This is a genomic window from Nocardioides sp. J9 (assembly GCF_007829375.1).
Classification (GTDB): domain Bacteria; phylum Actinomycetota; class Actinomycetes; order Propionibacteriales; family Nocardioidaceae; genus Nocardioides.
Window position 1 is genome coordinate 13,664 of the sequence record NZ_VLJQ01000097.1, and the last position, 15,023, is coordinate 28,686.

General features: G+C 72.5%; 11 protein-coding genes. 7 read left to right on the forward strand and 4 right to left on the reverse strand.

Features of this window, described 5'->3' with window-relative positions; all coding sequences use genetic code 11:
• Positions 1 to 1,221 (forward strand): hypothetical protein, encoded by a 1,221-nt coding sequence (locus L615_RS16645; protein ID WP_051486187.1) that lies wholly within the window; start codon positions 1 to 3, stop codon positions 1,219 to 1,221.
• Here L615_RS16645 and L615_RS16650 read toward each other — a convergent pair.
• Both L615_RS16650 and L615_RS16655 read right to left on the reverse strand, forming a co-directional pair.
• Positions 1,211 to 2,560, reverse strand: a complete 1,350-nt coding sequence (locus L615_RS16650) for a hypothetical protein (protein ID WP_145725794.1) — start codon at positions 2,558 to 2,560, stop codon at positions 1,211 to 1,213. The two genes, L615_RS16645 and L615_RS16650, sit on opposite strands and share 11 nt — an antisense overlap.
• Positions 2,557 to 2,913 carry a hypothetical protein gene (locus L615_RS16655; protein ID WP_028656924.1) on the reverse strand — a complete coding sequence of 119 codons (357 nt, stop codon included), beginning with the start codon at positions 2,911 to 2,913 and terminating at the stop codon, positions 2,557 to 2,559. Before L615_RS16655 ends, L615_RS16650 begins: the two co-directional genes overlap by 4 nt.
• Positions 2,914 to 3,065: 152 nt before the next feature.
• On the opposite strand from L615_RS16655, the gene L615_RS16660 reads away from it, so the two are divergent.
• Both L615_RS16660 and L615_RS16665 read left to right on the forward strand, forming a co-directional pair.
• The gene (locus tag L615_RS16660; protein WP_261376742.1) at positions 3,066 to 4,526 is read left to right on the forward strand and encodes a wax ester/triacylglycerol synthase family O-acyltransferase; all 1,461 of its coding nucleotides are present in this window, start codon (positions 3,066 to 3,068) and stop codon (positions 4,524 to 4,526) included.
• A gap of 29 nt (positions 4,527 to 4,555) precedes the next feature.
• On the forward strand, positions 4,556 to 4,747 hold the full coding sequence (locus tag L615_RS16665) for a hypothetical protein (protein WP_145725796.1): 192 nt from the start codon (positions 4,556 to 4,558) through the stop codon (positions 4,745 to 4,747).
• Here the strand turns inward: L615_RS16665 and L615_RS16670 are convergent.
• Both L615_RS16670 and L615_RS16675 read right to left on the reverse strand, forming a co-directional pair.
• On the reverse strand, positions 4,744 to 5,226 hold the full coding sequence (locus tag L615_RS16670) for a DUF2505 domain-containing protein (protein WP_036518965.1): 483 nt from the start codon (positions 5,224 to 5,226) through the stop codon (positions 4,744 to 4,746). The genes L615_RS16665 and L615_RS16670 overlap by 4 nt on opposite strands.
• A gap of 2 nt (positions 5,227 to 5,228) precedes the next feature.
• Positions 5,229 to 5,711, reverse strand: a complete 483-nt coding sequence (locus L615_RS16675; protein ID WP_186449901.1) for a DUF2505 domain-containing protein — start codon at positions 5,709 to 5,711, stop codon at positions 5,229 to 5,231.
• Between the two features lie 97 nt (positions 5,712 to 5,808).
• Here L615_RS16675 and L615_RS16680 point away from each other — a divergent pair, with 97 nt between their 5' ends.
• From L615_RS16680 to L615_RS16695, 4 genes are read left to right on the forward strand one after another with little or no spacing between them, the layout of a single operon-like run.
• Positions 5,809 to 10,752 (forward strand): NAD-glutamate dehydrogenase, encoded by a 4,944-nt coding sequence (locus tag L615_RS16680; RefSeq protein WP_145725798.1) that lies wholly within the window; start codon positions 5,809 to 5,811, stop codon positions 10,750 to 10,752.
• Between the two features lie 43 nt (positions 10,753 to 10,795).
• Positions 10,796 to 11,695, forward strand: coding sequence for an ABC transporter ATP-binding protein (locus L615_RS16685; RefSeq protein WP_145725799.1), 900 nt, complete (start codon positions 10,796 to 10,798; stop codon positions 11,693 to 11,695).
• Positions 11,692 to 12,759 carry an ABC transporter permease gene (locus L615_RS16690; RefSeq protein ID WP_222430590.1) on the forward strand — a complete coding sequence of 356 codons (1,068 nt, stop codon included), beginning with the start codon at positions 11,692 to 11,694 and terminating at the stop codon, positions 12,757 to 12,759. Before L615_RS16685 ends, L615_RS16690 begins: the two co-directional genes overlap by 4 nt.
• 51 nt (positions 12,760 to 12,810) lie before the next feature.
• Positions 12,811 to 14,871, forward strand: coding sequence for a cation:proton antiporter (locus tag L615_RS16695; RefSeq protein WP_145725800.1), 2,061 nt, complete (start codon positions 12,811 to 12,813; stop codon positions 14,869 to 14,871).
• The last annotated feature ends 152 nt before the right edge of the window (positions 14,872 to 15,023 follow it).

A 15,023-nucleotide genomic window follows, 5' to 3' on the forward strand; every position in this document is an offset into this window, starting at 1 on the left:
GTGGTGAGCCCCGACGTCACCGTCGTCCTGCTGGTCTCGACCGGCGCGGCGTGGGAGCCGCGTGCGCTCGCCGCGCTGCAGGAGCACCCGGCGACGGTGGTGCTCAAGCGCTGCGTCGACGTCGCCGACCTGCTCGCGACCGCCAGCACCGGCCAGGCCGACGTCGCGGTGCTGCCGGCCGACCTCGCCGGGCTCGACGCCGGCGTGGTCGACGAGCTCGGGCGCACCGGCGTCCGCGTGGTCGGGGTGACCACGGACCCGGCCGCGACCCGCCCGCTCGCGGCCCGGGTCGGGCTGGTGACCCTGCTCGACGCAGGCCGTGCAGCCGACGTGGCCGGCGTGGTGACCTCGCTGCCCGCCGACCCGACGGCCCCACCGGCCGCACCAGCCCTGCCCGACCCGACGCTGCCGGCGCCGCACGGGGGAGCCGCGGCCGACGGTGTGCCCGGCCGGGTGGTCGCGGTCTGGGGCCCGGCGGGCGCACCGGGCCGGACCACGGTCGCCAGCGCGCTCGCGGGCGAGCTGGCGCGGCGCGGCCTCGGCACGCTGCTGGTCGACGCCGACCCCTACGGCGGCGCGGTCGCGCAGCAGCTCGGCATCCTCGACGAGGTCTCCGGCCTGCTGGCCGCCGCCCGGCTCGTCGCGTCCGGCACCGTGGCGGAGCGGTTCCCCGGCGTGCAGCGCCGGCTGTCGGACCGGCTGCGGGTCGTCACCGGCCTGCCGCGCCCGGATCGCTGGGCCGAGGTGCGGCCGGGCACGCTGGCCGCGCTGCTCGAGCACGCCCGCCGCGACGGCCAGGTCGTCGTGGACACCGGCTTCAGCATCGAGGTCGACCCGGCGGCCGACCCGGCCCGCCCCGCGCGCAACGACCTCACCCGCGAGGCGCTCGAGGCGGCCGACGACGTGGTGCTCGTCGGCGGGGCCGACCCGGTGGGCCTGGCCCGCCTGGCGCGCGCCCTCACCGACCTGGACGACCTGCTCCCCGGCGTCGCGCCGCGGGTCGTGGTCAACCGGATGCGGCCGACCCTGGGCTGGCGCGAGTCCGACGTCGTGGACATGCTCGCCGGCTTCGGCGCCGGCAGCGGCGTGCACTTCCTGCCCGACGACCAGCCGGCCGTCGACCGGGCGCTCGTCTCCGGCCGGCTGCTCGTGGAGTCGGGTGACTCGTCGCTGTCCAGGGCGGTCGGCGCGCTCCTCGACGCGATGGCCGTCAGGCGCTGAACAGCAACATCAACCCGCCGGCGGTGAACGCCACCATGACCACCAGCAGCGAGAGCTGGCCGGTCACCTGGTCGCGCTTCGGCAGCAGCGTGAGGGCCCGGTCGTGGGCGGCGACCGCCGCGACGACGTGGCCGACGACGACCGCGAGCACCTTGATCGTGGCCAGCACCTGCGGGTGGTAGGAGAACCAGTACGACGGCTCGACGGCCGCCGTGCCGAGGATGTCCCACCCCTTGCCGAAGGGGTCGCTGGCCCGGGCCAGGGTCTGCGTGCCGACGTCGACGAAGAGCGTCAGGTAGTGCGCCACGAAGTAGCCCAGGATGATCGGGATGATCGAGTGGGCGTAGAGCCGTGGCAGCTCCCGGCGCGCGAGGCCCTCGGCCGACGGCGTGAGCGCGCTGCCGAGCGCGAACAGGCCGCCCGCGAGGACGACGAACACGAGCAGCGCCACGTTGTCGAGGTAGACCTTGCCGATGCTGGCGTCCTGGTAGAAGCGCACCCAGAACGTCGACTCGCGGAAGGAGTCGAAGGCGGTGCTGCCGAAGAGCACGCCGACGACCGCGACCAGGCCCGGCCGCGGCGCGGTGGTCGACAGGTTCGCCAGCGGGCTGCGCAGCACCAGGCGGCCCTCCTCGTCGCGCGCCCACGGCGAGAGCTTCGCGATGAGCGAGGAGAACACCTCGAACGGGTCGCCGTGCTCGTAGAAGCGGTTGCCGAACACCGCTCCGCCGACGAGCATCGCCCCGACGTAGACGGCGCACCAGAAGCGCACCGACCCGAGCTCGGTGGGGTACTCGTAGGCGAGCTCGAACCACACGAACGCGTAGAGCCCGACCGCGGCCGGCCAGTAGCCGAGCCGCTCGGGCCAGGGCAGCAGCCCGGCGTCGGGGTCGCTCCCGGCCAGCCGCGCGATCCCGGCGTTGAGGGTGCGGACCGGGCTGATCGCCCTCCACACCGGTCCGAGCAGCGCGGAGGCGAAGACGAGGCCGACCCACCACCAGACGAAGAAGATCCCGAAGAACGGGTTGGTCAGCGCGTCCTGGCCGGCCACGGCCACCGCGACGGTGTACGCCGCCAGGACCAGCCCGAGCACGCGCGCACCCACCCGGAAGGCGCTCGACGACACGAGGCGGTCGAGCCACGACCACACCGCCCGGCCGGTGACCGGCTTGCCGTCGTAGCGCGGCTGGCGCCAGGCGACGACCAGCACCGTGAACGACACCACCAGCGCCGCGACCGCACCGGAGACGGCCAGCTCCAGCGAGATCGGCAGGTCGGCCTGCCCGCCGATCCCGTGGGCCAGGACGGTGCCGCCGGTGCCGCCGGTGCCGCCGGTCAACGGACCTCGAGCTGGACGATGATCTGGCCCAGCTCGTGCGACTCGACGGCGACCACGCCCGGCCGGTCGATGGCGATGCCCAGCGTGGTCGTGCCGGCGTCGTACTCCAGCTGCTGCTCGGGGTCGGAGTGCAGGTGCAGCTCGCCGGGCTCGTCGGCGGTCACGACCAGGTCGACCGGCTGGCCGGCACCGACCTCGACGCGCTCGCCGCTCGGGTCCACCTTGCCGCCCTCGATGGTGATGTCGATCGTCACCACCTCGTCGGACCCGCTCTTCTCGTCGTCACCGCAGGCGGTGACCGTTCCCAGCAGGGCGACGCCGCAGAGCACGGCGCCGACAGCGCGCAGCCGCATCTGTCCTCCTCGTCGGGGAGCCGACACACGACGGACCACTCAGGTCCGGCTCCCGGGTCTCTGCCAGAATCTCATGCAGACCCCAAGGCGGCCGGATGGGGCCGGTCGCCCGAGGTTCCCCGGGGGTCGCCGACAGGTTGGAGGACGACGTGGTGGATCGGGTGCGTCCGCGCGACCTGACGTTCCTGGCGGAGGAGACGCCGGAGACGCCTCTCCACAACGCCACGATCGAGATCTTCGACCCGGGCGAGGGGGAGGGGGCGTTCGACCACGCCCGGCTGATCGAGCTGATCCGTGACCGGATCGCGTTCGTGCCGCGCTACCGCCAGCGGCTGCAGTCGGTGCCCGGCCACCTCGCCAACCCGGTGTGGGTCGACGACGAGAACTTCGACATCGGCTTCCACGTGCGCCGCTCGGCGCTGCCGCGCCCCGGTACGTCGGCGCAGCTGCTCGAGCTCGTGTCGCGCATCGTCTCGCGCCCGCTCGACCGCAGCCGGCCGCTGTGGGAGATCTACTTCGTGGAGGGCCTCGAGGGCGGCCGGGTCGCGCTGCTGTCCAAGACCCACCAGGCGCTCGTCGACGGTGTGCACACCGTCGACCTCGGCCAGCTGCTGCTCGACCTCCAGCCCGAGTCCCGCGAGCTCGAGCCCGACGACTGGGCGCCGCGGCGCTCGCCCAACCCCGCCGCGCTGCTCAGCGGCGCCGTCCGCGAGAACCTCACCGACCCCGGCGTGCTGCTGGACTCGGTGCGCACCGGCTCGCGCGCCGTGGCCCGCGAGGCCGACCGGCGCAGCGAGCGGGTCCGCTCCTTCGTCGCCGCCGCGACCGGCCGGCGGCCCAAGCGCCAGCGGGGCGTGATCAACGGCCCGCTCTCGCAGCAGCGCCGGGTGGTGACGGTCGAGACGAAGCTCGCCGACTACCGCACCGTGCGCCAGGCCCACGGCGGCACCGTCAACGACGTCATCCTCGCCACGGTGACCGGCGCGCTGCGGGCGTGGCTGATGACCCGCTCGGAGTCGATGGGCGGGCTGCGCCAGGTCCGCGCCGTCGTGCCGGTCTCGGTGATCGACGAGGAGCTCGAGGCCACCTCGCTGGGCAGTCAGATCGCCGCCCACTTCGTCGACCTGCCCATCGGGGAGGCGAGCCCGGTGGTGCGCCTGCACCAGGTGTCCTACTCCTTCCAGGCGCACAAGGACACGGGTCGCAGCGTCGCCGCCAACCGGCTCGCCGGGATCGCCGGCTTCGCACCGACCACCTTCCACGCGATCGGGTCGCGGGTCGCCGCGACCGAGCTGCGCCGCGGCTACCAGCTCTCGGTCACCAACGTGCCCGGGCCGCAGGCGCCGCTGTACGCCGCCGGCGCGCGGATGCTGGCCAGCTTCCCGGTGCCGCCGCTGACGGCGGGGCACCCGCTGGCGATCGGCGTGACGTCGTACGACGGCGGCGTGTTCTACGGCATCACCGCGGACCGCGACTGGATCCCGGACGCCGAGCTGCTGGGCGCGTGCGTGCGCGAGGCCCTCGACGAGCTGCTGGACCTGTCCACGGCGTCGCGGGAGCGTGCGCCGCGGGGCCGGCGCGGCCCGCGCGCGAAGCCCAAGGCCCGCGACTGACCCGTTCCGTCGCGTGCGACGATGACGGGGTGATCCCGCAGCACCTCGGCGCCCTGCACCCGATCGAGCAGGTCGCCACCATCGTCCTGGCCTTCGGCCCGTTCGTCGTGCTCGGGATCGTGATCCTGCTCCGGCGCCGCGCGGAGCTCGCCGAGGAGCAGCAGGAGCAGCAGGAGGCCCGGTCCGCCGACGGCGAACCGGGCCCCGACGAGGCTCGCTAGCGCGCCAGCCAGGCCTGGCCGGTGCGCTCCTCGGCCCTCAGCGCGGAGCCGAGCAGCTTGGCGATCAGGTCCTCGATCTTGCCCGCGACGAGCGGGATCTTGACCGTGATGTCGAGGGTGACGGTCTCGATGGTCCTGCCGTCCTTCTCCACGAGCACCGCGGTGCCCTTCATGTCCCCGGGCTTGCCCGGGATCGTGACGTGGATGTCGGCGTGCGAGGCGCTGGACCACGCCTCGGTCTGCACGATCGTGACGCTGTCGCCGACGATCTTCTTCGCGAAGCCGGGGACCTTGTCCGTCGGCTGGCTCATCTCGATCCGGACGGCCTTCTCGTTGGCGTCGCCCTCGATCGCCACCGTGTACGACGTGGCCCGCTGGTTGCGGCACACCTCCTGCCGGAACTCGGGGTCCGACAGCATCGCGGCCACCTCGATCAGCGGCGCGTCGTACGTCATCTCGTGCACCAGTCGCTTTGCCATGCTCAGCGTTCTCCCCTCAGCCAGGCGGTGCCCACGGCGTGCTCCGCGGACAGGCCCCCGTCGATGTTGTCGGCCATGACCTTCTCCAGCTTCCCGCCGACCAGCGGGACCTTGACGGTCACCTCGAGCTCCTGCACGTAGGTCGTGCCGCCACTGCCGGGGACGAGCGAGGCCGTGCCGCTGGCCGTGGTCGGCTTGCCCGGGGCGGTGATCTCGATGGTGCCGGACGTGGCGTCGGACCACTCCTCGCGCACCACGGCGCGGGTGGTGTCCCCGGTGATCTTGCGGGCGATCGCCGGCAGGCCGGCGGTGTCCTGGACCTGGTCGCTGACCATCGTGAAGCCGGACGCGGTCGGGGTGATCGTCACGTCGACGGACACCACTCCCTGCGCCCGGGCCACCTTCTCGCGGAACGCGGGGTCGGCCAGCATGGCGAACACCTCGTCCGGCCCCGCCTCGTAGGCGAGCTCGCGTCGGAACTTCATGGCCGCCATCATGGCCCACCCGTCCCCGGCGCCGATGGTGACCGGCCGGTAACGGCGGCATGTTGTCGAGGTCACTCGTTCGGCCTACGTTGAGAGGGTGTCAACGACGACGCTGCCGGCCTCGGCGACGGGGCCCGACCGTGACCGCATCTTCGAGCAGGCCGCCGCCGCGGCCGGACCACAGAAGGGATCCGGCGGACCACCGCGTGACGACCTGCCGCAGCTGCTGCCGGCCTTCTACCGCCACGTCGCGACCGAGGAGCTCGCCGCCCGCAGCGACATCGACGTCTACGGCGCGTTCGCCTCGCACCACCACCTCGCGCTCGAGCGCGAGCCGGGGACCGCGAAGGTGCGGGTGTTCACCCCGACCGTCGCCGAGCACGGCTGGTCCGCGGCCGGGCACTCCGTGGTGGAGGTCGTCACCGACGACATGCCCTTCCTGGTCGACTCGCTGACGATGCTGCTGGCACGGATGGTCCACGACGTCCGCACGGTCGTGCACCCCACCTTCGACGTGCGCCGCGACGCCGCCGGGCACCTGCTGTCGGTGGAGCCGGTCGCGTCCGGCTCGGTGACGCCGTCCGAGGAAGCGGTGCGCGAGTCGTGGATGCACATCGAGATCGGCCGCCTCGGCGGCAGCAGCGACGACCCGGACGAGCAGTACGACGAGGTCGCGGCTGCCTGCCACCGGGTGCTCTCCGACATCCGCGCCGCCGTCGAGGACTGGTCGGCGATGCAGGCCCGGGTCACCGACATCGTCGAGGGCCTCGCCTCCGAGCCGCCACCGCTCGACGCGGAGGAGGTGCGTCGTACCCGCGAGCTGCTGGGGTGGCTCGCCGACGAGCACTTCACCTTCCTCGGCTACCGCGAGTACGTGCTCGACCAGGTCGAGCTGGCGGACTCCGAGGGGCCCGAGGACGTGCTGCGGCCGGTGCCCGGCTCCGGGCTCGGCATCCTGCGCGAGACGGCCGTCGACGGCGACACCTCCGTCGCGTTCAGCCGGCTGCCGGAGGCGGTCAAGGCCAAGGCGCGGGAGAAGACGCTGCTGGTGATGGCCAAGGCCAACTCCCGCTCGACGGTGCACCGGCCGGCGTACCTCGACTACGTCAGCGTGAAGACCTTCGACGACGCCGGTGAGGTCGTCGGCGAGCGTCGCTTCCTGGGGCTGCTGTCCAGCGCGGCCTACACCGAGTCGCTGCTGCAGATCCCGCTGCTGCGCGAGAAGGTCGCCGAGGTGCTCGAGCGCAGCGGCTACGACGCGCGCAGCCACGACGGCGCCGCCCTGCTCGACACCCTCGAGACCTACCCGCGCGACGAGCTCTTCCACACCCCGGTCGAGGAGCTGTCGCCGATCGTCGAGGCCGCGATGCAGGCGCGCGAGCGCCGGGCGGTCCGGTTGTTCATCCGCCGCGACACCTACGCCCGCTACCTGTCGGTGCTCGTCTACCTGCCGCGCGACCGTTACAACACCGGCGTCCGCCAGCGGTTCGTGAAGATCCTCGTCGACCAGATCGGCCGCGGCCGGATCGGCCCCGAGGACGTCGAGTTCAACGTGAGCATCAACGAGTCCACGACCGCGCGGGTGCACTTCGTCGTGCACCTGCCCAAGGGCGAGCTGGTGCCCGACGACATCGACAGCGCCGACCTCGAGCGGCGTCTCGTCGACGCCTCCCGCTCGTGGCAGGAGGACTTCCTGCAGGCCGTCATCGCGGAGTACGGCGAGGAGGTCGGTGCGCTGCTCGGTCGGCGCTACGTCGACGCGTTCCCCGAGGCCTACAAGGAGGACTTCAACCCCCGCGCCGCGGCGGTGGACCTCGGCCGGATCGAGGCGATCCAGGGCGAGTCGGGCATCGACCAGTCGCTCTACGCCGACCTGGACGCCGCGGACGGCGAGGCCCGGCTGAAGGTCTTCCGCGTCGGGGAGCCGCTGTCGCTGAGCGGCGTGCTGCCGATGCTGTCGTCGATGGGTGTCGAGGTCGTCGACGAGCGGCCCTACTCGCTGACCGGCCTGGACCGTCGTACCCACGTCTACGACTTCGGTCTGCGCTACCACGAGGCCATGCCCGACCACGCCCGCGAGCTCTTCTCCGACGCCCTGCGGGCGATGTGGGACGGGCGCACCGAGGTCGACGGGTTCAACCGGCTGGTGCTGCGCGCCCAGCTGACCTGGCGCCAGGCGATGGTGCTGCGCGCCTACGCGAAGTACATGCGGCAGGGCAACAGCCCGTTCGCCCTCGACTCGATCGAGCAGGCCCTGGTCGACAACGTCGAGCTGGCGCGGCTGCTCGTGCTGCTGTTCGAGACCCGCTTCGACCCGGGCGCCGACGACGGCCGCACCGAGCGCGAGGAAGGCCTGGTCAGCCAGATCAGCGCTGCCCTGGACGACGTGGCCAGCCTCGACCACGACCGGATCCTGCGCTCCTACCTGACCCACGTGCAGGCGACGTTGCGGACCAACTACTTCCAGGACGCCGACGGTGACCCGAAGGCCTACCTCGCGCTGAAGCTCGAGCCGTCGGCGATCCCGGACCTGCCCGAGCCGCGGCCGAAGTTCGAGATCTTCGTCTACTCGCCGCGGGTCGAGGGCGTGCACCTGCGCTTCGGCTCCGTCGCGCGCGGCGGCCTGCGCTGGTCGGACCGGCGCGACGACTTCCGCACCGAGATCCTCGGCCTGGTCAAGGCGCAGATGGTCAAGAACACCGTGATCGTGCCGGTCGGTGCGAAGGGCGGGTTCTACGCCAAGCAGCTGCCCGACCCGAGCGACCGCGAGGCGTGGCTGGCCGAGGGCGTCGAGTGCTACAAGACGTTCATCCGGGGCCTGCTCGACGTCACCGACAACCTGGTCGACGGCAAGAACGTCCCGCCGACGAACGTCGTGCGCCACGACGCCGACGACTCCTACCTCGTCGTCGCTGCCGACAAGGGCACCGCCAGCTTCTCCGACATCGCCAACGGCGTCGCGAAGGACTACGGCTTCTGGCTCGGCGACGCCTTCGCCAGCGGCGGCTCGGTCGGCTACGACCACAAGGCGATGGGCATCACCGCCCGCGGCGCGTGGGTGTCCGTGCGCCGCCACTTCCGCGAGATGGGCATCGACTGCCAGAACGAGGACATCACCGTCGTCGGCATCGGCGACATGTCCGGCGACGTCTTCGGCAACGGCATGCTCTGCTCGGAGCACATCCGGCTGGTCGCCGCGTTCGACCACCGCGACATCTTCATCGACCCGGAGCCCGACGCGGCGTCGTCGTACGCCGAGCGCAAGCGGCTCTTCGAGCTGCCGCGCTCGAGCTGGCAGGACTACGACACGTCGCTGATCTCGAAGGGCGGCGGCGTGTTCAGCCGCAGTGCGAAGTCGATCCCGATCAACGCCGAGATCCGTGGCGCCCTGGGCATCACCGGGCACGTCGAGCGGATGACCCCGGCCGAGCTGATGCGGGCGATCCTGCTCGCGCCGGTCGACCTGCTCTGGAACGGCGGGATCGGCACCTACGTCAAGGCGTCGACCGAGACCAACGCCGACGCCGGCGACAAGGCCAACGACGCCATCCGCGTCGACGGCGGCCAGCTGCGCGCCCGCTGCGTGGGCGAGGGCGGCAACCTCGGCTTCACACAGCGCGGCCGGATCGAGTACGCCGCCGAGGGCGGCCGGATCAACACCGACTTCATCGACAACTCCGCCGGCGTGGACACCTCCGACCACGAGGTGAACCTCAAGATCCTCCTCGACCGGGTCGTGCTCGCCGGCGACCTGACCACCAAGCAGCGCAACGAGCTGCTGGCGTCGATGACCGACGAGGTGGCCGAGCTGGTGCTGCGCGACAACTACGAGCAGAACCTCGCCCTGGCCAACGCCGCCAGGAACGCCCCGTCGCTGTTGCACGTGCACGAGCAGTGGATGCGCGACCTCGAGTCCCGCGGCCTGCTCGACCGCGAGCTGGAGGCACTGCCGCCGACCCGCGAGGTGAAGCGGCGGATCGAGGCGGGCGGGGCGCTGACCCAGCCGGAGCTGTCGGTGCTGATGGCCTACACGAAGATCGTGCTCGCCGAGGAGCTGCTGGCCTCCGACCTGCCCGAGGACCCGTACCTCGACCTCGACCTGCGCTCGTACTTCCCCGAGCCGGTCCGCGAGGGCTTCCCGGAGCAGATCGGCGCGCACCCGCTGCGTCGGGAGATCATCGTGACCCAGGTCGTCAACGACCTCGTCAACGGAGCCGGCATGACCTACTGGCCGCGGCTGGCGGGGGAGACCGGCGCGAGCCCGGCCGAGCTCACCCGCGCCAACTTCGTGGCGCGCGAGATCTACGGCTCGCTGGAGCTGCGGCGCGAGCTGGAGCAGTACGACAACGTCCTCGACGCCGGCCTGCAGACCCGGATGCGCGTGGAGATGCGCACCCTCGTCGAGCGTGCCTCGCGCTGGCTGGTGACCAACCGGCGGCCCCCGCTGGACAGCCAGGCCAACGTGGAGTTCTTCGCGGGCCGGGTGCAGGAGACGATGCTCGAGCTCCCGTCGCTGCTGACCGGCGCCGAGCTGTCGTCGTACGAGAAGCGCCGCTCGTCGCTGGAGTCGCAGTCGGTGCCCGAGGACCTCGCGGCCCGGGTGGCGGCGTTCGACGTGGCCTACACGCTGCTCAACATCGTCGAGATCGCCGACCGCACCGACCTGGCGCCTGCCGAGGTCGCCCGCGTGCACTTCACGCTGGGGGAGCGGCTCGGGGTGTCCGCGCTGCAGCAGCGGATCGTCGAGCTCCCGCGGGCCGACCAGTGGCAGACGATGGCGCGTGCGGCGTTGCGCGACGACCTGCATGCCGTGCACGCGCAGCTCACCGGCGAGGTGCTCACCGCGACCGCCGAGCTGTCGCCGGAGTCGGACGAGGACCCGCAGGACTTCGCCTCCCGCCGCGTGGCGAGCTGGGAGGGCAACGCCGGCGGCGTCGTCGACCAGGCGATCGGCGCCCTGCGCGCGGTGTGCGCCGACGAGCCGGCGGACCTCGCGAAGGTGTCGGTCGGGCTGCGGGTGGTGCGCGGACTGCTCGCCTGAAACGGATTTGAGAGGCCTCTCCCCACCTTCTAGGGTCGTGTCGATGCCAGCCATTGACGTGAACGACCTGACCAAGAGGTACGGCGACCTCACCGCGGTCGACAGCGTGAGCCTGCAGGTGTCCGAGGGCGAGTTCGTCGGCGTGCTCGGGCCGAACGGGGCAGGCAAGACCACGCTGCTCGAGATGGTGGAGGGCCTGCGCAAGCCCGACGGCGGGGAGGTGCGGGTGCTCGGCGAGCCGGTCTGGCCGCGCAACCCGCGCCTGCAGCCGCGCATCGGCGTGCAGCTGCAGGCGTCGTCCTTCTTCGAACGGCTCACCGCGCGCGAGCAGATCCACACCTTCGCCAGCCTGTACGGCGTCGGGGCGGGCCCGGCCGACGAGTGGCTCGAGCGGGTGGGGCTCACGGACAAGGCCGCCACCCGGGTCGAGGACCTCTCCGGTGGGCAGGCGCAGCGGCTCTCGATCGCGTGTGCCCTGGTCCACGACCCCGAGCTGGTCTTCCTCGACGAGCCGACCTCCGCGCTGGACCCGCAGGCCCGGCGCAACCTGTGGGACCTGCTGTCGTCGATCAACGACAGCGGCCGCACCGTCGTGCTGACGACGCACTACATGGACGAGGCCGAGGTGCTGTGCGACCGGGTCGCGGTCATGGACCACGGCCGGATCCTGCAGTTCGACACCCCGGCCGCGCTGGTCCGCGGCCTCGACGCGCCGGTCCGGATCACGGTCGCGCCCGGCGTCCTGACCGCCGCCGAGGCTGCCGCGATCCCCGGCGTCCAGGAGACCCACGAGGACGTCGACGGCGTGGTGCTGGTGACCCGCGACCCGGCTGGGGTCATCAGCGCACTCGCGGCGGGTGACCACCTCGACGGGGTGACGGTGCAGACCGGCACCCTGGAGGACCTCTTCCTGGCCCTGACCGGGCGGGAGTACCGCGCATGAGGTCGACACCGTTCTGGGCGCTGTCGGAGGCGATGCTGCGCGGCTTCCTCCGCGACCGCGCGTCGGTCTTCTTCGCCATCATCTTCCCGCTGATGTTCCTCGTCCTGTTCGGCGGCATCCTCGGCAACCAGGACCAGCCGAAGGTCGACCTGATCAAGGTCGGCTCCGTGCCGCTGGTCGACGAGCTGCCGGAGGAGGCCCGCGCCGCGTTCGACGAGGCCTTCGAGGTGTCCGAGGAGGACGATCTCGACGCCGCGCTCACCGAGGTCCGCAAGGGCGACGCCGACGTGGCCATCGAGCAGCGCGGCGACGAGCTGGTCGCGCACTACACGCAGACCGACCAGGTGAAGGCCGCCGTCACCCAGGGCACGCTGCGGGCCTTCGTGGACGGGGCCAACGTCGCAGCGACGGGCAACCCGCCGGCGTACTCCTTCAGCGCGGAGCGGGTCGAGGACGAGTCGCTCTCGGTGATCCAGTACGTCACGCCCGGCCTGCTCGGCTGGGCGATCGCGATGAGCGCCGCCTTCGGTGCCGCCGCGACCCTGCRGGGCKGGCGGCAGTCGAAGCTGCTGCGCCGCCTGCAGCTCGCGCCGGTCAGCACCGGCACCATCGTGACCGCGCGGGTCGCGGTGACCCTGGCGATCTCGATGGTGCAGCTCGCGGTCTTCCTCGGCCTCGGCGCCGCGGCGTTCGACCTGCAGCTCACCGGGTCGTGGTGGATGTCGATCCCGATCGTGGTGGTCGGCACCCTGTGCTTCATGGCGGTCGGCCTGCTCGCCGGCGCCCTGGCGAAGACCACCGAGGGTGCGGTCAACCTGGCGAACTTCCTGGTCCTGCCGATGGCCTTCCTCAGCGGGTCGTTCTTCCCGCTGGACGGCACCCCCACCTGGCTGCAGCGCCTGTCGGACCTGATGCCGCTCAAGCACTTCAACACGGGCATGCTCGACGTGATGGTGCGGGGCGAGGGGCCGGCCGCGGCCGCCGTACCGCTGCTCATCCTGGCCGGCTTCGCGGTCGTCGTGGGGCTGCTGGCGGCGCGACTCTTCCGATGGGACTCCGCCTAGCCGCTCCAGCCACTAGCGTGGGCGTCCGACGAACGTCCGGGAGGAGACCCCATGCTCGACCACACCGTGCTCGCGGCGTCGCCGGGGACGGGAGCGGTCCTCGACTTCGCCGTCGTGCTGGCCCTGCTCGCGCTGATCATCGTGGTTGCCCGGGCCGCTGGCATGCTGGTCGCGAAGGTCGGCGTACCGCCGGTCGTGGGCGAGATCGCCGCCGGCGTGATGCTCGGCCCGAGCCTGCTCGGCATGGAGCTCAGCGGCGACCTGTTCCCGGTCGACCAGCGCTCCTTCCTCGAGGTCCTGGCCAGCCTGGGCCTGGTGCTGTTCATGTTCGTCGTCGGCCTCGAGCTCGACATCTCGCTGGTCAAGGGCCGCGAGAAGGTCGCCGGCGCGGTGTCGGTCAGCTCGATCTTCCTGCCGTTCACGCTCGGCATCGGCCTGGCGTACCTGTTCATCAACACCGACGCCACGGAGGCCCTCAAGCCCGCTGGGGCGGATTTCTGGCCGTTCGCCCTGTTCATGGGCGCCGCCATGTCCATCACCGCGTTCCCGGTGCTGGCGCGCATCCTCACCGACCGGAGGATGCAGCGCACCGAGACCGGTGGCCTCGCGCTCGCCTGCGCCGCCACCGACGACATCATCGCGTGGACCCTGCTCGCCGTGGTGCTCGCGATCGCCGGCGTCGACGGTGGCCACGGGCACCTGCCGAGCTGGGCGATCTACCTCGCCGTCCCGTTCGTGCTGCTCGCGATCTTCGTGGTCCGCCCGGCCCTCGGCGGGCTGACGAAGGCCTACCACCGGGCCGGGGAGCTGACCCCGGCCATCCTCACCGTCGTCCTCGTCGGCATGCTGCTCTTCGCCGCGGCCACCGAGGTGATCGGCATCCACTACATCTTCGGCGCCTTCCTCTTCGGCGCGATCATCCCGCACGAGCAGGCCGCCGCCCTGCGCCACGAGATCCTGGTCCGGCTCGAGCAGATCTCCGTGCTCCTGCTGCTGCCCGTCTTCTTCCTCGTCTCCGGGCTCAAGGTGAACATCCGCGGACTCGGGGTCGAGCACGTCCTGCCGCTGCTCGCGATCCTGGCCGTCGCGATCATCGGCAAGTACGTCGGCGCCTACGTCGGCGCGCGGCTGCAGAAGGTCCCGGCGTGGCAGGCCAGCGCCCTCGGCCTGCTGATGAACACCCGCGGCCTCACCGAGCTGATCATCCTCAACGTCGGCCTCGAGAAGGGGCTGCTGAGCGAGGAGCTGTTCACCATGATGGTGCTGATGGCCCTGGTCACCACCGTCATGACCGGCCCGCTCCTCGGCTTCGCCTACCCGCAGCGCCGGGTCGCCCGCGACATCGCCGAGGCCGAGCGTGCCGCGCTGGGGGAGGAGGCCGTCGACCGGATCCTCGTCCTCGCCCGCGACGGCCAGGACAACCGCCTGCTCGTCGACCTCGCCGTCGGCGCCCTCGGCGGCGCCCGGCCCGCCGAGATCGTGATCGCCGACCTCACCCCGCAGGGCCGGCCCCTCGAGGTCGGCACCGGCATGTCCCTCGACCTCGCCGAGATGGCCGCCGCCATGGAGCGCCAGCAGGTGCTCGTCCACTACGGCGAGGAGCGCGGCGTCCCCGTCCGGGTCATCGCCCACCCCAGCGCCGACGTCGAGCAGGACCTCGTCGAGCTCGTCGGCGTCCTCCAGCCCCAGGGTCTCGTCGCCTGGTCCGACGACCCGTCCCTCGACGCCGTCGCCGCCGCCAACGAGTCGCCCGTGGTCGTCGCCACCGCCGGCACCCCGCTGCCCGACGACGACGCCCCCGTCGTCGTCCACGCCACCAACGACACCGACGGCGACGCCGCCGCCGTCCTCGGCGCCCGCCTCGCCCTCGCCCGCGGCACCACCCTCGAGGTCCGCGGCGACGGCCGCCGCGTCAACGCCGCCCGCGCCGCCCTCCAGGCCCGCGGCCTCGCCCTCACCGACACCCCCACCGACCCCGGCCCCCTCGCCGCCACCCCGATCGAGGTCACCCCCATGTCCGCCGCCTCCACCGGCATCCGGGTCCGCGCCGAGCTCGACGCCGCGCCCACGGACTTCAGCACCGTCTCCCTCGGCGAGCCCGCCCGCGCCTGACGGCGCGCGAGGGCGTCGCGTCTCTGGCGGCGGGGTTGGTCAGGCGACGTGGTTGGTGTCGCGTGGTTGGTGTCGGCGGCCGCGCACCGTAGCCGACCGGCCCCCGGCGTCAAGGACGTCGCTGCGCTCCGCCGCTGCGCGGTCGCTTCGCG